A 19,310-nucleotide genomic window follows, 5' to 3' on the forward strand; every position below is an offset into this window, starting at 1 on the left:
ATAAACTCAACAAGTAGACCTCTTTTAAGTCACATTATCCATCAGCGTCTCCAGGATGCTTTGTCGCTCCATTACCATTATTAGGTCCGCCGAAAATTTTCAGTTCAAAAGACTCCTTAAAAAAACGCTTACGACGCGGTGGACCATAAATGCGAATCACTCCATCTCGGCTAATATTATCATCTGCCTGATTTTGTCGAATCTCTAATTCTATTTTATGGATTCTTTCTTCACCGGGCTTACAAGGGGTCAATTCCAACTTGTATACATTTCTTGATACCTGTTCCAAATTCTGGACCCAGTCATAGGTAGCCCACTTAGGTCTTAGGTCAATCTTATAATAAAGACCATAATACCTGTTTCCTTCTTCGTCGCGCTCGTAACTTAAATACGTATAGAATTTATTGTACTTCATATGGCTATGTTGGATTCTGAAGCCAGGAATCCGAATAGTGACCAGGGATGTATAATCCCATACCCCCATTCCTCGTTATAATCACCCGGATCATAAGGATGGACACACCTCGAAATTAAACTCTTTTTCAAATCTTTGCAGGTAGGGAGACGACCATAGATTTCCAGGTGCGCCTCCATGTACAGCGCTATGATTCCCGAACAAATGCCACTGGCGATAGAAGTTCCTTCCGCAATGATGTCGTCTTCGGTTAAACTCGGCACACTCACTGACGGGCACATAAAATCAAGCAATCTACCTCTGGCGCCATCGTTTTGAAGTTTGAAATCCTGATCATATCCTCCGATAGCTAAGGTCCTCTGAAACGCCGCAGGATATTCGATGGATCCTACATCTTGTTCAAGGCTGTTACCAGCCGAACAAACAAGCATCACTTCGTTGAAGTATGCTTGTAATACGGCATCGTGCAATTCGGCAGAACACCGGTCTTCGAGGCTGATATTCACGACATGAGCACCTAAGGCCACTGCCATATAAATGGCGAGTGGCAGGTTCATAGGCTTGTTGGCATCATTTGAGGCCTTGATCATGATCAATTCTGAATTGCAGGAAATTCCTTTCTGGCCAGAAATGTAGCTGGAAATGGCTGTTCCATGACTAAGCTCATCAAAAGTGTAGCCATCATAATCGTCAGTAAAAGGGCAATCCGTTTGTTTTAGTTGTTTTAGGAGCTGATTGATTATCTCTGATCTTCTTTTGTTTCTATGTTTTTTCCAAAATTCTGTGGCATAGTCAGTGACCACTGAATAGGTAGAAACCTGAGTATCGTTGAAATAATCGATTTTGTTGATTCCCGTATCGATTACTGCGACTTTGATTTTTGAACTTTTCCTGAAGAGACCAAATTGTTGTTTGATCTCTGTAATTTTCAGATAGTCAAGAACCCAATTTTTATGATTGGCCTCTTGCGGCATGAATGCTTCTAATTCTTCGAAATTGGCCATTGTATTATGTTTCTGTGAGTAACTATAATGACCGTGTTGCTGGGCAAACTCTAAATTAATATGTTTCAATTTACATTTTGTTAATGGTTTAATTTGAAGCAAATATCTTATAGACTCTTTACTGTATTCACCCCTGATTTCACGAATTTCTTCTACCGGGTTTTAGGTAGAAGTTATCCAATGCTATATCAATTGAATTTTGCGAAAATTCGCTAACAATAAAAATTCACTAATTGTGTACCTTTGGCGCCATGCCCAAACGCATTTTTGAACTCAAGCATATTTTTGGACTGAAGGTTAAGGAACTTCGGCAAGAAAGGGGACTGACTTATCAGCAGTTGAATACACTTTCAGGACTATCAGTATCCTATCTCAGTGAAATCGAAAGCGGTAAGAAATACCCCAAAGGAGATAAAATTGCTGTACTGGCCGACGCATTAGGCGTGCAATATGATGAATTAGTTTCGTTGCAGGTCCCGCGAAAACTGCAACCTGTGGTGGATATGATGGACTCTCATTTTTTCAAAGAGTTTCCTTTGGAAGAATTTGGGCTGAGTCCGGCGAAATTGGTCGAGATCGTCTCCGAAGATCCGGATAAGATCAATGCCCTGATCAATACCATCAGCCAGGTGGTGCGGAGCTATGAATTGAGAAAGCAGCCTTTTTATGAAATCGCTCTACGCTCTTATCAGGAGCTTCGCCTCAATTTCTTTGAAGAGTTGGAGCAAGTAGTGGAAGAAATGCACCTGGAATTTTTTGAGTTGAAAGACTTGCCTTTCCAGCCGGAATTGCTTGAAGATATCCTACTAAAGATCGGTGTAAGGGCCAGTTATGATACCCTGGCAAAATACGAGTCCTTGAAAGACCTACGATCACTCTATGATGAGAAGAAGCGCTTGCTTTATTTAAATCAGGGGCTCACGCGTGCACAACGCAACTTTCTGTTAGGGCGGGAAATAGCTTTTCAGTGGATGCGGGTTCAGGATCGTCCGGCAGCGACACCTCCACAAAAAGCACAGAATTTTGACATGTTGTTGAATAGCCACCGGGCTTCTTATTTTTCGGCGGCCCTGATTATGCCAAAGGATCGTATGGTTAAATCAGTGGAAAAACTATTTGAAAAAAAGACCTGGGATTCCAAAGGCTTCCTCAATTTGTTGACAGAATTTGATGCTACTCCGGAGATGGTAATGCAGCGACTGACCAACCTATTGCCGACTTTCTTCGAGCTGCGGAATCTGTTTTTCATGAGGTTTCTCAAGTCTCCACAAGAAGAATCAGTGGTGCTTACCAAAGAATTGCATTTATCGCACCTGAACGATCCCGAAGCGAATGAGCGTAACCAGCGTTATTTTAAAACCTGGGTTACAGAATCGGTATTTGAGAAGCTTAAAGGAGGGGAGTTGGTCATAGAGCCACATATCTCGGAATTTGAAGATGCTTCTTATTTCTGTTGGGCACTTGCCTTCACCAACGTGTCGAATCCACTCGAGCAGATCAGTGTGATGTTGGGCGTTCGCATTGACGAGGAAGTCACACAGTCCATCAAGTTTTTGTCTGATCCTAAAATTCCTCGAAACTCAGCTCAAGCCTTTATGGATAAAATGGCCAATCTGGACAGCAATCTCCTCGAACGAAAGATACAAGCAGACATTGATCAAATCTTGTTGAGCTAATCTCATTTACTTTCGTGGGGTGGGTCTAAATTGCGGAGCAATGGAAAATTTCATTGAGCTTCTCTATTCCAGATTCCTGCTAAGTGATGGGGTGTCAACGGATACCCGTACCATTCAGCCCGGGAATCTCTTTTTTGCGTTGAGTGGTCCCAATTTCAATGGTAATATCTATGCTGAAGAAGCATTGAAGAAGGGAGCGGCCTATGTCGTGGTGGACGACCCTCAATTTGTGAGGAACGACCGGTATATTTTGGCTGAAAATAGCCTGGAAGCTTTACAAGCTTTGAGTAAGTTTCACAGGAGTCGATTTAAAAAGCCGGTTTTTGCCTTAACTGGATCCAATGGAAAGACGAGTACCAAAGAATTGATCAGTCGTGTATTAGGGAAGAAATATGATGTCCTCGCTACGGAAGGGAATTTTAACAATCACATTGGTGTGCCGCTTACGTTACTGAAAATCCATCCACAAGTAGAGATTGCGATCGTCGAAATGGGAGCCAGTAAAGTGGGAGATATTGCAGAGCTCTGTGACTTTGCCAACCCTACACATGGGTTGATCACCAACATTGGTCACGCCCATACCAACACTTTCGGTGGAATTGAAGGAGTCCTAAGAGGGAAAAGTGAATTGTTTGATCACCTTAGAAAAACGGGTGGCCATCCGTTCATCAACGAACTGGATCCAAGATTAATCAATATGGCCAAAAGGTTTGCTGAGAAAACCACTTATCCAGCAAAAGACCTGGAGCTCGTTAATGAGGAAAACCCGCTTTCATTCTCTTTGGATGGAACCGATCATCAGTCCTCGCTTTATGGAGCTTACAATTTCCCGAATATAGCAGCTGCTGTCGCGGTGGGCCGTTATTTTGAGGTTCCTGATGGTCAGGTTACAGAGGCGATATGTGAATATGCCCCTGACAATTTGCGCTCACAAGTGGTGGAGAAGGGGCAAGCACGAATAATTGTAGATGCTTACAATGCCAATCCGGATTCAATGTTGGCGGCCTTAGAGACGCTGAATAAAGTAGCAGGACAGAAGTGGGTGGTTCTGGGTGACATGTTGGAACTGGAGAATGAATCTTCTGCTCATGCGCAATTAGGTGAAAAAATTGCGGAGATGGGATTTGATCAAGTCATGTTAGTAGGGGAGTTAATGAAACACGCAGCAGATCAAATTGATGGGGCTCAGCATTTCGATCATGTAGATGAATTAAAGTCCCATGTGAGGACCCTTGAGCCCGGAACTGCACATATCTTGTTGAAAGGCTCTAGAAAAATGAAACTTGAGCAACTTTTAGAACACTTTAAAGAATAATTCAGATGGAAAATGTCGTCGGTTTTTTGAAGGACCTTGCTGTCAATAACCAACGTGAGTGGATGCAGGACAACAAGAAGCGCTATGAAGTTGCTAAAAAAGAGTTTAAAGAAATTGTGGCTTCGCTAATTTCAGGTATTGCTGATTTTGATGAAAACGTGCAAGGCTTAGAACCAAAGCATTGTATATTCCGCATCAACAGAGACATCCGATTCAGTAAGGATAAAAGCCCCTACAAAACCAATTTTGGCGCAGCCATAATGGAAGGAGGAAAAAAGACTGGAAACCCAACCTATTATCTTCACATTCAGCCGGGTAAAAGCTTTGTTGCCGGTGGTGTGTACCTGCCTGAAGCCGATAACCTGAAAAAGATCAGACAGGAAATAGATTACAATCCGGAAGAGTTGAGAAACATCGTGAAGGATGAGCAATTCAAGAAAGTATTTGGCCAAATGACCGGAGAGAGTCTGAAAACTGCTCCAAAAGGATATCCCAAAGATCATCCAAATATTGATCTGCTACGGATGAAAAGCTTTTTGGTGACCAGAGACCTGAGTGATAAAGAAATCTTGAGTAATCATTTCATTCCCAAAATCACGGAGATGTATCAGGTGATGTATCCATTCAATCAATACTTTTCAGTGGCGATGAGTTGAAATTGAAAATAAATCCTCAGATTTTTTGCATGAGTAATTTTCTCTACTAATTTTGCATTCCGTTTTCGAAAGCAGTTCGAAAAAATATTCTTCAGGGCTTTTAGCTCAGTTGGTTCAGAGCACCTCGTTTACACCGAGGGGGTCGGGGGTTCGAATCCCTCAAAGCCCACCAAATGAGGGAAAGTATTTTTAGAGTACTTTCCCTTTTCTTTTTCTTCTCTGTAATGAGCTGATAGTGTGGGTATTACACTGAAATATATGTTTACTCTTTCGGTTCGAACTTCGTCTTTTTCTCGATTATACCTGATTCCATCTGGAAATACCAGAGATTGAATATTTTGCTTGCCCAGAATATCTGCTTCTCGCCACATTTTCAGCAAGTTACCGCTCAAATTGACGGTGTATTCCACGCATTTGTCAAGGTTCGAACTGCTAATCGAGGCATTTTCTAACATACCCTCGATTTCCAATTTCTCCCCTTGGTATTTTAGGTGATATTTCTCGTATATGGGGCGATCTATTTCCCCAATAGCGAATCTCTCCTCTATCGTTTCCAACCTGCCTGTAACCTCCGTTAAATTGGCTTTGTAGGCTTTTAATTCCTGTAGCTTATCCTCATTCAGTTTGAAGAACAATTTCTTCATCTGAGCAGCTAGTATGTCCTGATATCGGCGATCTAATTGAAAGCTACTGAGTAGTGATTCAAATCCCTGTTTGACTACATCTGCGTTTCTGTTTTTGCCACAGCCTTTCGTTCTGCACTTGTAGTAGTATAGTCCTTTCTTCTTGACTAAGTAGCCAGTCATAGGCGCTCCACAATCATCGCACTTGGTAAATACTTTTAGTGGTAGTCTATCATTGTGTATTTGTACCTTGTAACCCTTCTTTCTCGGACGATTATGGTTAGGATCATTGATCTTCCAGAATAGCTCTTCGGAGATCAGAGGTATGTGTTTACCTCGATGCACTTCTCCAGGTAGTAAGCTGCTGGTTAGTACGCCACAGTAAAATGGGTTCTGAAAGATCTTGGACAGTTTCTTGTCTGTCATCTTCAATCCTTGATGGGTTAACCGCTTGGCGATATCAACGGTCGGCATGTCTCTTTCAGCCTTCCATTGAAACGCCTGTTTGAGCAATTCTCCTTCTTTTGTGATGATAAGTTCATGTTTATCGGCTGTTTGTCCTCTGTTCAGGTTCTTATAACCGATTGGAATGGACCATACCCAATGCCCCTCTCTAATCTTTTCGCGCATTCCGGTAATACACTTTTCTGTTCTTTGAGTATTGTCAAACTTGCCGAACAGATAGAACATGTCTCTTTGAAAAGCTCCTGTTGCATTTTCAGGATTGACTTCCTGAGTGACGGATAAAGTAGAGACACCATACTTCTTTTGTAAGTCCTCACTGATCATCGCTCCATTATTACCGGAGCGGGAAAATCGATCATAGGAATAGACGATGATAGCCGAAACGTTCTTTGATCGCTTTACATAGTTGATCATGCGTTGGAACTCCTTTCGGTCATCTGATTTAGCTGATTCGTAAGTGCCTCCAAAGAAAGCAACGACATTCAATTCCTTTCTCCGAGCAAATTCCTTACAGTACTTCATCTGTGTATCCAAACTTGCCCCATTCTCCATTTGGTCTCTGGAGGATACACGGGTATAGATGACGACATCTCTTGAATTCCTGATGGGTACACGAACGTTTTTGTTAGCGAACTTCAGGAACCGGTCTAAGTTTTTATTGCTCATAATGTTGTGATGTCTTGGATGTACTAACGTAGTTTTCGTAAATAAGGATGCAAAAGCCATGAAGAAAATCGATGAGTTCCTGCCCTTGTTCTTCTTCAATATCCTCAAAACCATCAAACTGTCTTAGTTCTTCGATGGTGAGCTTCGTCTCCTGTATGTCTTTCCTTTTTGATATTGAGCTTTGCTGCATGATGTCGTTTAGCTATTCCTTTCACTGTTGTTATGAGGATAAGATTAGCTGTGAGGAGGAAACAAGACAAGGTTCGCTTTTGTACCAAGGGTATAAACTAATGTTTGACTAAAAAAACTTGATTCATCTTCAATAAGGATGATAATACCCGTTTTATCGTGTCAAAATGCCCCATTTTGTTGCAATTCATAGAGCGTCAAAAAGTGCTCCATATTTTCAGTCGAAATTGAACCTGTTTTTGTGTCCTTTTTTTGGCTCATCCTATTTCTTATATCAGCATTTCAATTATGTTCTTCAGCCTTTGGAGACAGCTTAGAAATGAATTGCAGGAAAGTGCTTTCAAGCAAGTCGTATTTCTCGACAAACCCTTCATAGTAGTAAGGAACCGATAGCTTCTCCTCACACTTTTTAGCCCCATAAAGGATGTTCCGTTTTGTTAATCCAAAGTCTTCAGCGATTTTGGAATAGCTCAATCCCGTGTATTTTTTGAGTAAATGATAGCAAACCATCCTCGCGTCTCTGTATTCCTGGATGTTGGAAGTGAAGAACAGTTTGTCATTGAGTTCGAAGACGCGGATGCACTCTGTAATCAGGTAGTGGGAAAGCATCTGGAACTTCTGGGGTTGAGAGACGGCAATGTCTGAGGAGTCGATAAAACTTGACAGTAAAAAGATGGTTTTGTCTAATCCGATCTTGCCGATTACCTGGTCGATTTGTTGTTGTAATTTGCTGTAATTGTTCAGGGTTTTGTTACTCATTGTAAATTAGATGTAAAGCGAGATGAAACTCATTGTAAACTATTTGAAAACTGAGGTGAAAGAAATTGTAAACTAGTTCAAGTATTTGTCTATCAATCACTTACAAGTATAATTAAGCTGCTTTCTAAAGTCAATTTTCGACGAAATTTCTGTGTCTGAAAATGGCAAATCGGTACAAAAACATACCTTCACACTTACCTTAACTACCTCTATTTAGTGGTGATAATTGATGAGAATGCCAGGAAGGTTACTTGGAGACTACCAATAAGTGATATTAGAATTGTTCAATTTCCAAGAAGGGTGCTATGAGTTTTGCTCTCAAGGCATCTGGTCGTATGGACTGATTGGTGTGAAGAACAGCTATTCCTTTTTAGAATTGAGTTCATTAGTCTACTTCCATTATCTAAGGGCTTGACCGTTCTTCGATACGGTGGCTCTCGCAATGATCCTTTCTGAAAGATATAGAGGCAACCCGTCTCACTTATTTAGCTACCTCCTTAATTGATGTTTAATTTATACCCCATATAAATACTGCCCCATTATGCTGAGATAGATCATCGGTGTGGCCTTTTATGTGAGGAAGTCAGGCTGGATTATCACATGCTGTCAGTCATTATATAGAAGCAGATCGGTAAGGTTAAGGAGAACCACTTTCTTAGAAAAGTTAGATTCCGTTCCTTTCCTGAAAAGAAGTATCCATGAAAATATAATTTTTCTAAGCTACTCCTAAGGAAACCCTACCAATGATTGCACTTGGCTAAGAATTCGTATGGAAATGTAATACCTATTCCTTAAGGAATATTGGCCTAAGAAGATCAGCTCCTTAAGCAAGCCTGTGTTGATGTTTCTCATTGACCCCAACAGTGCTTATTTTTTGAGTTAAAGGAAGCAGGTACGCTAAAGGAACTTGTTTTCATTGTAAGCGCATGCTGATATGAAGCCCCCCGTATTTCCTTAAGAAAAATTGATTTGAAAGAACAATTCCTAAGGAAACCTCTTTGATGTAGCTACATTCAATGTCTTGCTATTTTCACTTCTTCCTCCTTTAGCAGGTAGATGCATTTGCTAAGGAATTTTAAAAATTGCTAAGGAATTTATTATTCCCATACTCCTAAGGCGGGTGTGTTGAAATTTGAAAATCCTTAAGGAAACTCGGTGATGTACGAGCCTTTTCCTAAGCAAACTCGCCTTGATGAAGTCAATGCCTAATACATGGTGTTAAAAAAAGTGTAGGTGCGCTTAAGAAGCTCGTTTTGATTAATGCGCATGCTGAGATGAAAATCACCACATTTCCTTAGGAAATTTGATATTTCCTAAGGAAACCTATTTGATATAACTACATTCAATACCTTGCCATTTACAGATTCTTCCTCCTTTAGCAAGGATATGCATTTGCTAAGGGTTTTTTATGCCCACACTCCTTAAGGCGGGTGTGTTGAATTTTGAAATCCCTTAAGGAAACTATACTATGTAAGAGCCATTTCCTAAGCGAACTCGTCTTGATGAAGTTAATGCCTAATACATGGTGTTAAAAAAGTGCAGGTGCGCTTAAGAAGCTCGTTTTGATTAAAGCGCATGCTGAGATGAAAATCACCACTTTTCCTTAAGGAAACTTGATTAGAAAGTGCTGTTTCTTAAGGAAATCTCTTTGATGAAACTACATTCAATACCTTGCCGTTTTCAGCTTCCGCCTCCTTTAGCGAGGAGATGCATTTGCTAAGGAATTTTAAAGCACGCTTAGGATTTCTTATTCCCACACTTCTTAAGGGTGGTTTGTTGAAATTTGAAATTCCTTAAGGAAACTCGGCTCTGTAAGAGCTTTTTCTAAGCAAACTCGTCTTGATGAAGTCAATGCCTCATACATGGTGTTTAAAAAAGTGCAGGTCCGCTTAAGAAGCTCGTTTTGATTAAAGCGCATGCTGTCGTGTAAATCACCACATTTCCTTAAGGAAACTTTATTTATCCTAAGGGAACCTCTTTAATGTAACTACATACAAAGTCTGGCTATTTTCAGCTTCTTCCTCCTTTAGCGAGGAGATGCATTTGCTAAGGAATTATAAAAAAATGCTTAGGGTTTTTTATTCGCACACTCCTTAAGGTGGGTGTGTTGAATTTTGAAAGCTCTTAAGGAAACTCGACTATGTAAGAGCCTTTTCCTAAACGAACTCGCCTAAATGAAGCCATACCTCTTACATCCTGTTAAAAAAGCGCAGGAGCGCTTAAGGAGCTTGTTTTGATTTTAGTGAATTCTGAAATGAAAATCACTGCGTTTCCTTAAGGAAACTTCTTTGGTGTAATCTTACCTCAATTTCGACATTGTTCTTCTTTAGCTAGGAGATGAACTTACTAATGACGTGTAATTTGACCCAACTAAAATTGTACTATATCCTGAACACGCTAAGGGAGGTTCTGCCATAAGTGTGCTGCATGCTTTGATAAACTCTTTGATAGCTGTTTTACCTCAGTTTAGCCTTTAAAATTCCACGTTTACCGAAATTCTTATTCTTGATTATATGAAGGTCAGTAATTTCACCATCATAAAATAGTGAGTATCTATTTTCCATAGCTGGTTCTTAATGAGTGAAAAGCACATGTCAGTAGGCGTGTGCTTTTTGTTTTCCTATTCAACCAGCTCTTCTCTTAGTGACTCATCATAATTTCTGGAATCAGTTACGATATTGTATATTGATTGTGTGGAACTCTATCATTCCACAGTTTCTAAATTGAGCAATGCGACTTCCAGGTGCATTGCTTTTTTACTTTTACGTCGCTAATAATACACTTTGCGGACTGTCAAAGACGATTAATGAGCAAATCGAGAAAACAGTATAACTTGCCTTGCAGATTCGCCCCCTGAACGAATCTGCACATTTAGAGCCAGCCATCGGAATTACTTTCGACAAATAACCTAGTATCAACCAATAGTAACGATGGCAAACGTGATTCAACAGTACTTGAGTATTGGACAAACTACATCCGATATCCCAGAGATTAAAGTACGTAAGAGCTTCCTAGTATTCCTTGCAACCTTCATGTCATGTGGAGGTATCATTTGGGGTAGCATTTCTTTAGCCTACGGTTTGACCTGGCAGTCGCTTATTCCATATGGGTATGTGGCAATCTCAATGATTAACCTTATCCTTTTTGGTGTACTGAGGTACTTCAATTTCGCCAGAGTCGTACAATTATTTATCAGTCTATTACTTCCATTTCTATTTCAATGGTCTCTTGGGGGATTCTTTTCATCTGGCTTGATTATGCTTTGGGCGATCCTTGCAGTAACCTCAGCGCCCGCTTTGGGAGATGTAAAATTCTCTCTTATTTGGATGGGTCTTTACCTGGTACTTGGAATCGTGTCCTTTAATTATGATGGTTTTTTTGTTTCGAATAAGCCAGAAATATTAGCAGATCAATCACTGTTGTTTCTCACACTCAATACATTGGTCATCTCCACTATTGTGTTTGGCCTTGTTATATTTTATGTTGGACAAAGTCAGAAGGCACAGCAAGAAGCGCAGGCGATCAATGATAAATTGAAACAGGTTTCGATCCAGTTGAAGAAGAAGAACCAACAGTTGGCAGTTGCTCAGGAAGAATTAAAACAGAGCAATTCTAAGCTAGAAGAGTCAAAAGTAAATTTAGAACGTATCAACGAGAAGCAACAACACATCAATCACATGTTGATGAAAGATCAGGGTTACTTCAAGGAAAGTGGGAATAAAGAAGGTGAGGAATAATCTTCTGACTTAAGGGAGCCAGTGTCATCATTCCAATGTAAATGCTTGAAAAAGTCGTGATATGGCCCGTTCATCGAAGAATTGGATAGAGTACTTACAGTGAAGGTTAGTTTCGACCTGATTCATTAAGATCTCATTAAATCAAGCTCCAGCCCGGTTCATTGAATTAATAAAGTATGATTGAGATAATTCAGGGGATTTCTTCTTTAGGCCATCATGAAGCTGAGTCGACAATTCATAAAAGCAGAAAAAGCTTTTTAGTCTTTCTGACCTTGTTTATGAGTTTAGGAGGTCTCCTTTGGGGAACGATCTCTGTTTTTCATGGCCTGATTTATCCTTCTATTATTCCTTATGGTTATGTAGTGATTAGCATCGGGAACATGATATACTTTCAACAGACCAGGGATTTTGTGAAAGTAAGGTTCATTCAGGTTTTCATCAGCCTGACACTCCCATTTCTATTCCAATGGTCTTTGGGTGGGTTTTTTTCGTCCGAATAATAATGATCTGGTCTCTGTTTTCATTAGTTGCCTCCTTAGCCTATGAAAGAAAGGTTCATTCTCTATTGTGGTGGCTGTTTTTCCTAGGCCTTATTGGAATCTCTTCTTATTATCAAGGTTATTTTTTCTCAATTAAGCCCGTCGTACTTCCTGATCATTCGCTTCTTTTCCTGGTAATTAATGTGAGCATTGTAAGCAGCTTGGTATTTTGGTTGATTTCATATTTAGTTGGTTTGCTTAAAACAGCCGTTCTTCAATCAGAAAGGTCGAATAAAGAGTTACAAATAACTTTGTCTGATCTCAGGAGAACTCAGGAAAAGCTGATTGAAACAGAGAAAATGGCTTCTCTTGGGGTACTTTCGGCTGGAATAACACACGAAATCAATAATCCGCTAAACTTCATTAAGGGAGGTGTTCAGGTGCTTGAGCTAGATTTAAAGGAAGGGAAGCCGGTAAATGAACTGGAGCCTTATCTGGATGTGATCAATGATGGAGTGGCCAGAGCAACTACTATTGTCAAAAGCTTGAGTCATTTCAGCCGGGAAAGTAGGGATATGCATGAAGTATGTGATGTTCATGCGATTATAGACAATTGTCTATTGATGCTTGAAAGCAAGACCAGGCATAAGGTTGAAATTGTAAAGGAATTTGGAATTGAACAATTTAATTTAATCGGTAACGAAGGGAGACTGCATCAAGCTTTTCTAAACATCCTGGCCAATGCAGAACAAGCAATTCCCGATTCTGGTATAATTAAGATTTCCACCGAATTGGATAGAGAGATACGAAAGGTCATCATTGCCGACACGGGAATCGGAATAGAATCAGAAATACTTCACAAGATCAATGACCCATTTTTTACGACCAAACCTCCAGGACAGGGAACAGGTCTCGGGTTGTCAATAGCGTATAACATTGTTAGGGAACATAAGGGCGTGATTGAAGTACTCTCTCAACCAGGAAAAGGCACAACGTTTGTTTTGAGTTTTTGAGGTGTTTACTAATCAAATATTAGCATCGGTTTTATTACTTATCGAAATCTTTGGGTTATCGTATCGAACAACAGCATCCTTAATGGTTTCATAGTCATAGGGTTTCTTGAGAAGTCGTTCAATCACCTGATCTTGCAATGCATTTTCGAGCTCTTTATCATAACTATATCCTGTAAGGATAAAGTAACGAATGCCGGTGAAACGTTTTCTGGCTGTCTTGATAAACTCAAGACCGGACATGGATGGCATTCGCATATCGCTAATGATGACTTCCAGCTCGTGAACATGTATTTCCAATTTTCCCAAAGCCTCCTTTCCGGAGGAGGCTGTTAGTATTTTAAAGTCTACCTCAAATCGTTTTTCGAATAGGAGCAAATTGATGAGTTCATCATCAACGAACATCACAGTATGCTTTAGTTGTCTACTCACTATCAAACGTAAGAGGTTTATTGAATGTAATGTGAAAGCTCGTTCCTTCACCAACTTCGGATTCAACTGCAATGGAACCATCATGTTCTTCAATCGCCTTGTAAGTGATAGACAATCCTAAACCCGTACCTTCTCCTGTATCTTTTGTAGTAAAAAACAGGTCATTGATTTTATTGATATACTTTGGATCTATTCCTCGGCCGGTATCGGAAATGGTGACTTTTAATGCCTCACCATCCGTGTAAGTGCGAATAGAAATGGTACCACTTTCATCAATGGCTTCTTCCGCATTGGTGAGGACATTAAGGAAGGCCTGGTGCAATTGCCCCTCGTTCCCAATGATTTTTAACGAGCCTAAGTCCTCATATTCCTTAACTAACTCTACCTTGTATTTAAGTTTATGGTTCAGCATTACCAGACAATTGTCAATCACTTTCTGAATGTCACAAACTTCATTCATCGCAGGAGAATCTCTGCTAAAGTGTGCGAGGCTATCAATAATTGATGCTACTCTTTTCACTCCCTCATCAACTGCTTGTACATAGGGCTCTGCGTCTTTTGAACCGTTTAATTGCATGGTCAACATTTCAATACCTCCCTTGATGAAGTTCAATGGGTTATTGATTTCATGAGCAACACCGGCAGATAATAGTCCTAGTGAGGCCATCTTCTCAGACTCGACCAATTTTTGGTAAGACATTTTAAGTTCGAGATTCTTCTCATTCAGCGACTTACGATAGATATAGATGTATGCCCCTACGATGCCAAAAACGAAGAATGTGGAGATAATATGCATTTCCATCATGCAATCTGCCGGAAAGCGGTTTTCTGTGTAACCTAACGATGATAATAGCCAAATACTTAAGGCACATAAAACCGCTACGATCATGAAGAAATATCGATCCCTCACGGGTTTATAGAAGAATGCAATGATGGGAGGTATGATGAACTCAGGTAATGCCGGTGAGAACACTCCACCTGTGAAGAAAACCTCGAAATAGAAGGCATGAAAGGCCGTAAGCACAGAAAGCCGAAAGAGCCATCTAAGATGCTTTGTGAAGTAACTGGCTATGCCAAAAATGAAAAACAGAGAAAGGCAAAAGAAGCCATTGTACGCCAGAATGTAAACTTCACGAACATAGAAGTAGATACTAAAGCTCAGGGTCGAACAATAGGCGAAAGTCATCAGGAGTCTAAACCAACTCCTATCTTTTTGGGTAGTCACTAGGTTAGTCAATTAGCAAAGGCCAGGTTATCGGAAGATAGTAAAACTTCTAATACCTATAGTAAGCGAAATCGATGAATTACGGAGTGTCTTCGGTTATTGGGCTGTTCAAGGACTATTCTATTCCTTAAAAAACAGTGGAGGTCAAACCCCCACTGCATACAACCAGCATAGACAATACGCGATTGCGCATACCTAAGCGATAAACTTACTGAAGGTAGGTGACTTTGTCGTTGATATTAGTTATTCGGGTTCTATCCCATCTCGGATCCATTTTTCAGCTCGATGTTCCCAATCGTGATATTGGGTGGAATCAATGTATCTTTTTGTTGAATCTTGCTTCCATTCTTTCGACAATCTTCGGGATTGCATTTTGACCAAGGCACTATCAATGATCGTAGCAGAACGCACAATTCGGGTGGCTGTCCATTCCGGGTGCGCACTTAGAATGGCCTGACTTTCCGCTGGAAGGGGTTTCATGCTGCGCATATCCGCCAATAATCCAAATTGTTGTGACACCAAATCCAAGGTTGTTTTGAATTCATCCTTGTAGGCCTGCATCTCCTCCGGGCTAATAAACCCTTCGAAGGCTAATTTGATCCCATAACGTTTCACTTCAATCTTGTACATGGTCGATCAGGACTTTCATTTGTTAGTGAAATATACGCAGAACGTTGGATGGTGTGGACCTGTTCCATGGGTCATTTCGGCCAATAGGACCATATTGTAGGTGAGTTGAAAATTGCAACTGACTTTCCTTATTCCTTTCCGAGTACAATGAGATAAGCTACTTAAGAAAGCTTGATAGCGTGCTTTTTCAGATAGGCATTGCGTAATATCTTAGCGTGGATAGCAATAACCAATAAACCACTTGATCAAGTATCTCTCTATTTTTTCATTCCTGGCTTTTTCATTTTCAGTGTCTGCTCAGACCGATTCCCTTAAGTCAAAGATTAACTTCAGTGGCGATTTTAGGTTTAGGGTTGAACAGGATTGGGACTCTCGCAAGTCAAATGGCGAGTTCAGAACTGATCGATCAAGGCTGAGGTACAGGATAAGAGCTGGATTGGTATATCAGCATAATGATCAAACCCAGGTTGGTATCAGGTTACGAACCGGTAATCCCAGAAAACAGCAAGACCCTCAACTGACATTAGGTGATGGGTTCAATGAATTTGGGACCCTACCTATCGCATTAGAAAAAGCCTATTTTCAAACAGAATTGCGAAGTTTTAGGATTTGGTTAGGTAAAAACTCATTCTCATTCAAGAAACAAAATGAACTTTTTTGGAGCGATAATGTATTTCCCGAGGGGATACATCTGAATAAAATAGTTCCTCTAAATGCTGGATGGATTGATCGTTTATCATTTCATGCTGGCCATTTTGTCATGAATACAAGAGGAGGCAGATTTAAGGATGATAGCTACCTGCAAGGGATTCAAATCGTCTCTCAAAATTTCAATGATAGGGTTTCTTTTTGGCCTTCGCTTTATCTGCTTAGAAATATTCAAAACATCCCTGATGGAGCAGAAACCTATCGCCTAAATTATTCCATAGTCAGCATCGGAGGATATATCAAGTTGAGCAAATCACCTTTAGTCAAATTAGAAATGGACTGGTACCATAATCTGGAAGACTATAGCGAGAACGATTCCATTCCACAGAATTTAGCGGGGCAAAAGGAAGGAATAACCATGGCTGTAAGCTATGGGGAGTTATCGGCTAAGGGCAACTGGCATATTGAGCTTACTTATGCCAATTTGCAGCGCTATTCTGCTTTGGATTTCATGGCTCAGAATGATTGGACCAGATGGGATTATTCTGCTTATGATTCACCGGATGGGAGATTGACTAATTTTCAGGGTATAGAATTTACAATTGGGACCAGCATTGAAGATAACATCACCCTGAAGATGAAGTACTACAATATTCAACAATTGGTGGCTCTTGGAGCCTTTAAAGAAAACGGACAAAGAATTCGATTTGACATAGATGTCAGATTTTAAGATGTCACAAGCACCTCATGAGCTGATGGCTACTTTGCTAGAAATTCACCTCAGTCGCAAGTTCCAAATTGATTTTGAGAATGCCTTCAGTTGCTTCGATGGGCATGTATCTCAGGATGTAAGAGGAAGAAACCCATTCCATGATAAAGACCGTATCTATTTCTCCTGGTGAAAGTTCCATTTCGTCGATCAGCGATTTACCATTGAGGTTCCCCTTGATAGAAAGTGATAAGCGGCTGAAACTTTCATGAGAAGCAAGCTTAAAACAAATAGTATCAGTTCTCGCTTTGGACACATCGTCGATGATGATCTCTCTGTTATACTGATGCCTGCATGCACCAATCATCGTTAAGAAAACGAGCAGTGAAATAAGTAGGTAGGTCTTGGACACGTGCTAAGATACTGTGGACATAACACTTGAAAGGATTGATTCAAGTATTGGGGCCGCTTACTTTGCTGGAATCTGCAATGTCTGTATTGAGTTATTGCGTAATCTTCCAATATACACAAGAACCCAATTTTTCTTAAAATGAAGTGATACGGTCCTTAAAATTGTTCAAGTTACTTTCACGGATAGTAAGGTCAACACTTTTCCACACTTGTATAAAAAGCGCAGATGCGCTAAAGAAACTTGTTTTGACTAAAGCAAATTCTGATTTGAAAATCACTGCATTCCCATAAGGAAACTTTATTGGAAAGTGCTATTCCTAGGGAAACCTCTTTGATACAGCTACATTCAGGGTTTGGCCATTGTAAGCTTCATCCACTTCAGTGAGGAGATGAACTTGTTATGGAAAGAAAATCGGTGAATTATTTACAATGGAAGTTGTTTCATTAGGTGATTTGTTAAGGGATAAGATGAATAAGTATCTTCTTATATCTGACATCTATAATAGACATGGGATTAGCTTATTCAAACGAAATCTGACATTGAAGAATCTACAAAGGATACGCCCAAAAAAGAATAACTTGTCAATTGAATTTTTAGTTGAAAGACCCACTAAGCAAAAGTCGCCGTTGTGAGGCTGCTTTCGTAAATGTCTGTAGCTTTAGCTCTTGCTCTCTTCAATCGCATTTTTACAGCACTAGAGGATAGGTTGAGCATGACCTGTATCTCTTGAATGGATTTGTTCATTTGGTATTTCATCATCAATAAATCCTGGTCTTCCTGACTGATCATCGAAAGTGCTTTGCCTGCCTGACCTTCTTTTACTTCTGCTGAAAGGGCGGCATCCAGGTCGTGTTCAGAATCGTCGATGATCTCATAATGGAGGTTCACATCTTCAAAGTGCTTGCCTTTCTTCTTTCTCATTTGATCAGTACAGTAGTTGAACGTGATGGAGTATAGCCATGTAGAGAACTTGGATTGTCCATTGAAGGTCGTGATCTTTTCGATGACACGCAACATCACGTCCTGAGCTAAATCACTTGCTTCGTCGGTGTTTTTAGTAAATGAAAGACACTTGTTGAAAACAAGCATATAATATCTGGAGTAGAGCAAGCCCATGGCTTTGTCATCACCTTGTTGCGCTTTTGCAGCCAATAATTCGTCGGTCAGTGTATTCAAGTTATTCATCATCAAGTAATTTTTCGTGTTCGTTTGATGATGCTAAATTCCGAATGCGGAGAACGGATTATAAGAGCTGAAAAGCCGATATTGAAAAATCGGTAATACGCTCAGAACGTAGGTGATTTGCTTGGGGCGTAGGTAATTTACCTAGACTTCTAAATGGGGTAGCCGCAGGTCGGAGATGGTCAAGTGATAACCCTCAAGTGCGTTTTCGATCTCCAGGAAGCTGTTTTCTGACCTCTCACGAATTTGAGGGATGGTCGTCAGTAAATTCCTATCGGATGATACTTTAACAGCCGCTAAACCCAAAATGTGGCTAGAATTAGTTTCGCTAGTCAAAGAACCAATTGTACGCTTGGGCTTGCCCATCTTTTTTCTTTAGAATTTTAGACGGAAAAACTGACAGAAGTCACACTATTTAAGAATCCAACAAACCCATCTTCAAAGCATGTTTGACGAGTCCGGCCGTATTCTTGGCCTGAAGCTTCTCCAGCAAATTGCGCCTGTGCGTGTCTACGGTTCGGATACTTATGAATAGCTTCTCGGCTATTTCCGGATTGGAGTATTCTTCCGCGATTAATTTCAATACCTCTGTTTCTCTGTCTGTCAATGGGATGGAGCCATCAGCATTGACGTGCCCCTTTCGAGGTTTGGGATTGGAAAGTTGCTCAAACAACTTGGAAGACACCTGACTACTGAGATACGTATTGCCTGCAGCGACGGTCTTGATGGCCGTGATCATTTCGTCCTTACCGGCATTTTTCAAGATGTACCCTTTGGCTCCAGCTTCCATCATCTTAACAATGTAGTTACGTTCACCATGCATAGAAAGTGCCAGGACATGCGTAGCTGGATATTTACTGGAAACGTCCTCAGTGATGGTAATGCCGCTTGATTCTCCCATATCTATGTCCATCAGGATCACATCTACCTGTGTTTTACTGAGAATACTATTGATCTCACTCTCGGAACCTCCGTCGCCCACGACCTCCATGTCTTCTTCTTTGTTGAGTAAGGCCACAAGCCCATCCCGAAAGATCTTGTGGTCATCTGCGATCAAAAGTTTCAGTGTATTTTCCAT

At 40.5% G+C, this 19,310-nt stretch carries 17 protein-coding genes and 1 tRNA gene; 8 read left to right on the forward strand and 10 right to left on the reverse strand.

Features of this window, described 5'->3' with window-relative positions; all coding sequences use genetic code 11:
• Positions 1–34: 34 nt before the first annotated feature.
• Both R8G66_34880 and R8G66_34885 read right to left on the reverse strand, forming a co-directional pair.
• Positions 35–415, reverse strand: coding sequence for a hypothetical protein (locus R8G66_34880; GenBank protein MDW3197604.1), 381 nt, complete (start codon positions 413–415; stop codon positions 35–37).
• Positions 412–1,419: a S8/S53 family peptidase gene (locus R8G66_34885; GenBank protein ID MDW3197605.1), complete on the reverse strand. Its 1,008-nt coding sequence runs from the start codon at positions 1,417–1,419 to the stop codon at positions 412–414. The genes R8G66_34880 and R8G66_34885 overlap by 4 nt, the downstream gene beginning before the upstream one ends.
• 251 nt (positions 1,420–1,670) lie before the next feature.
• On the opposite strand from R8G66_34885, the gene R8G66_34890 reads away from it, so the two are divergent.
• The 4 genes from R8G66_34890 to R8G66_34905 all read left to right on the forward strand — a co-directional run bounded on the left by R8G66_34890 (position 1,671) and on the right by R8G66_34905 (position 5,238).
• Positions 1,671–3,095, forward strand: coding sequence for a helix-turn-helix domain-containing protein (locus R8G66_34890; protein MDW3197606.1), 1,425 nt, complete (start codon positions 1,671–1,673; stop codon positions 3,093–3,095).
• 40 nt (positions 3,096–3,135) lie between these two features.
• The gene (murF, locus tag R8G66_34895) at positions 3,136–4,410 is read left to right on the forward strand and encodes a UDP-N-acetylmuramoyl-tripeptide--D-alanyl-D-alanine ligase (GenBank protein MDW3197607.1); all 1,275 of its coding nucleotides are present in this window, start codon (positions 3,136–3,138) and stop codon (positions 4,408–4,410) included.
• 5 nt (positions 4,411–4,415) lie between these two features.
• Complete coding sequence (locus tag R8G66_34900) at positions 4,416–5,066, forward strand: DUF2461 domain-containing protein (GenBank protein ID MDW3197608.1); 651 nt, start codon at positions 4,416–4,418, stop codon at positions 5,064–5,066.
• Between the two features lie 94 nt (positions 5,067–5,160).
• Positions 5,161–5,238: transfer RNA gene (locus R8G66_34905), tRNA-Val, on the forward strand.
• Positions 5,239–6,809: 1,571 nt separating this feature from the next.
• Here R8G66_34905 and R8G66_34910 read toward each other — a convergent pair.
• Together R8G66_34910 and R8G66_34915 are read right to left on the reverse strand one after the other, a co-directional pair.
• Positions 6,810–7,010, reverse strand: coding sequence for a hypothetical protein (locus R8G66_34910; GenBank protein MDW3197609.1), 201 nt, complete (start codon positions 7,008–7,010; stop codon positions 6,810–6,812).
• A 281-nt stretch (positions 7,011–7,291) separates the two neighbouring features.
• Complete coding sequence (locus R8G66_34915; protein ID MDW3197610.1) at positions 7,292–7,768, reverse strand: hypothetical protein; 477 nt, start codon at positions 7,766–7,768, stop codon at positions 7,292–7,294.
• 2,930 nt (positions 7,769–10,698) lie between these two features.
• On the opposite strand from R8G66_34915, the gene R8G66_34920 reads away from it, so the two are divergent.
• From R8G66_34920 to R8G66_34930, 3 genes are all read left to right on the forward strand, one after another.
• On the forward strand, positions 10,699–11,505 hold the full coding sequence (locus R8G66_34920; protein ID MDW3197611.1) for a hypothetical protein: 807 nt from the start codon (positions 10,699–10,701) through the stop codon (positions 11,503–11,505).
• A gap of 176 nt (positions 11,506–11,681) precedes the next feature.
• Positions 11,682–12,005, forward strand: coding sequence for a hypothetical protein (locus R8G66_34925; GenBank protein ID MDW3197612.1), 324 nt, complete (start codon positions 11,682–11,684; stop codon positions 12,003–12,005).
• 290 nt (positions 12,006–12,295) lie between these two features.
• Positions 12,296–12,997 carry an ATP-binding protein gene (locus tag R8G66_34930; GenBank protein MDW3197613.1) on the forward strand — a complete coding sequence of 234 codons (702 nt, stop codon included), beginning with the start codon at positions 12,296–12,298 and terminating at the stop codon, positions 12,995–12,997.
• 12 nt (positions 12,998–13,009) lie between these two features.
• Here the strand turns inward: R8G66_34930 and R8G66_34935 are convergent, their stop codons facing one another.
• The 3 genes from R8G66_34935 to R8G66_34945 all read right to left on the reverse strand — a co-directional run bounded on the left by R8G66_34935 (position 13,010) and on the right by R8G66_34945 (position 15,281).
• Entirely contained in the window at positions 13,010–13,426 is a 417-nt protein-coding gene (locus R8G66_34935; protein MDW3197614.1) for a response regulator, read from the reverse strand.
• Positions 13,419–14,651, reverse strand: coding sequence for an ATP-binding protein (locus R8G66_34940; GenBank protein ID MDW3197615.1), 1,233 nt, complete (start codon positions 14,649–14,651; stop codon positions 13,419–13,421). Before R8G66_34940 ends, R8G66_34935 begins: the two co-directional genes overlap by 8 nt.
• 243 nt (positions 14,652–14,894) lie before the next feature.
• Positions 14,895–15,281 carry a hypothetical protein gene (locus R8G66_34945; GenBank protein MDW3197616.1) on the reverse strand — a complete coding sequence of 129 codons (387 nt, stop codon included), beginning with the start codon at positions 15,279–15,281 and terminating at the stop codon, positions 14,895–14,897.
• A gap of 241 nt (positions 15,282–15,522) precedes the next feature.
• On the opposite strand from R8G66_34945, the gene R8G66_34950 reads away from it, so the two are divergent.
• Positions 15,523–16,659: a putative porin gene (locus R8G66_34950; GenBank protein MDW3197617.1), complete on the forward strand. Its 1,137-nt coding sequence runs from the start codon at positions 15,523–15,525 to the stop codon at positions 16,657–16,659.
• Positions 16,660–16,696: 37 nt separating this feature from the next.
• On the opposite strand, the gene R8G66_34955 is transcribed toward R8G66_34950, so the two are convergent.
• From R8G66_34955 to R8G66_34965, 3 genes are all read right to left on the reverse strand, one after another.
• Positions 16,697–17,050: a hypothetical protein gene (locus tag R8G66_34955; GenBank protein ID MDW3197618.1), complete on the reverse strand. Its 354-nt coding sequence runs from the start codon at positions 17,048–17,050 to the stop codon at positions 16,697–16,699.
• A 609-nt stretch (positions 17,051–17,659) separates the two neighbouring features.
• Positions 17,660–18,238: an RNA polymerase sigma factor gene (locus R8G66_34960; GenBank protein ID MDW3197619.1), complete on the reverse strand. Its 579-nt coding sequence runs from the start codon at positions 18,236–18,238 to the stop codon at positions 17,660–17,662.
• Positions 18,239–18,647: 409 nt separating this feature from the next.
• Entirely contained in the window at positions 18,648–19,310 is a 663-nt protein-coding gene (locus R8G66_34965; GenBank protein MDW3197620.1) for a response regulator transcription factor, read from the reverse strand.

It is taken from the genome of Cytophagales bacterium (genome assembly GCA_033344775.1).
Classification (GTDB): domain Bacteria; phylum Bacteroidota; class Bacteroidia; order Cytophagales; family Cyclobacteriaceae; genus JAWPMT01.

What these genes read in the sequence shown, in the direction of transcription:
- R8G66_34925 (MDW3197612.1), top strand. Translation starts at nt 11,682, where the DNA reads ATGATTGAGATAATTCAGGGGATTTCTTCTTTAGGCCATCATGAAGCT.
- R8G66_34920 (MDW3197611.1), top strand. Translation starts at nt 10,699, where the DNA reads ATGGCAAACGTGATTCAACAGTACTTGAGTATTGGACAAACTACATCC.
- R8G66_34900 (MDW3197608.1), top strand. Translation starts at nt 4,416, where the DNA reads ATGGAAAATGTCGTCGGTTTTTTGAAGGACCTTGCTGTCAATAACCAA.
- R8G66_34965 (MDW3197620.1), bottom strand. Translation starts at nt 19,310, where the DNA reads ATGGAAAATACACTGAAACTTTTGATCGCAGATGACCACAAGATCTTT.
- R8G66_34910 (MDW3197609.1), bottom strand. Translation starts at nt 7,010, where the DNA reads ATGCAGCAAAGCTCAATATCAAAAAGGAAAGACATACAGGAGACGAAG.
- R8G66_34915 (MDW3197610.1), bottom strand. Translation starts at nt 7,768, where the DNA reads ATGAGTAACAAAACCCTGAACAATTACAGCAAATTACAACAACAAATC.
- R8G66_34885 (MDW3197605.1), bottom strand. Translation starts at nt 1,419, where the DNA reads ATGGCCAATTTCGAAGAATTAGAAGCATTCATGCCGCAAGAGGCCAAT.
- R8G66_34890 (MDW3197606.1), top strand. Translation starts at nt 1,671, where the DNA reads ATGCCCAAACGCATTTTTGAACTCAAGCATATTTTTGGACTGAAGGTT.
- R8G66_34945 (MDW3197616.1), bottom strand. Translation starts at nt 15,281, where the DNA reads ATGTACAAGATTGAAGTGAAACGTTATGGGATCAAATTAGCCTTCGAA.
- R8G66_34960 (MDW3197619.1), bottom strand. Translation starts at nt 18,238, where the DNA reads ATGATGAATAACTTGAATACACTGACCGACGAATTATTGGCTGCAAAA.
- R8G66_34880 (MDW3197604.1), bottom strand. Translation starts at nt 415, where the DNA reads ATGAAGTACAATAAATTCTATACGTATTTAAGTTACGAGCGCGACGAA.
- murF (MDW3197607.1), top strand. Translation starts at nt 3,136, where the DNA reads ATGGAAAATTTCATTGAGCTTCTCTATTCCAGATTCCTGCTAAGTGAT.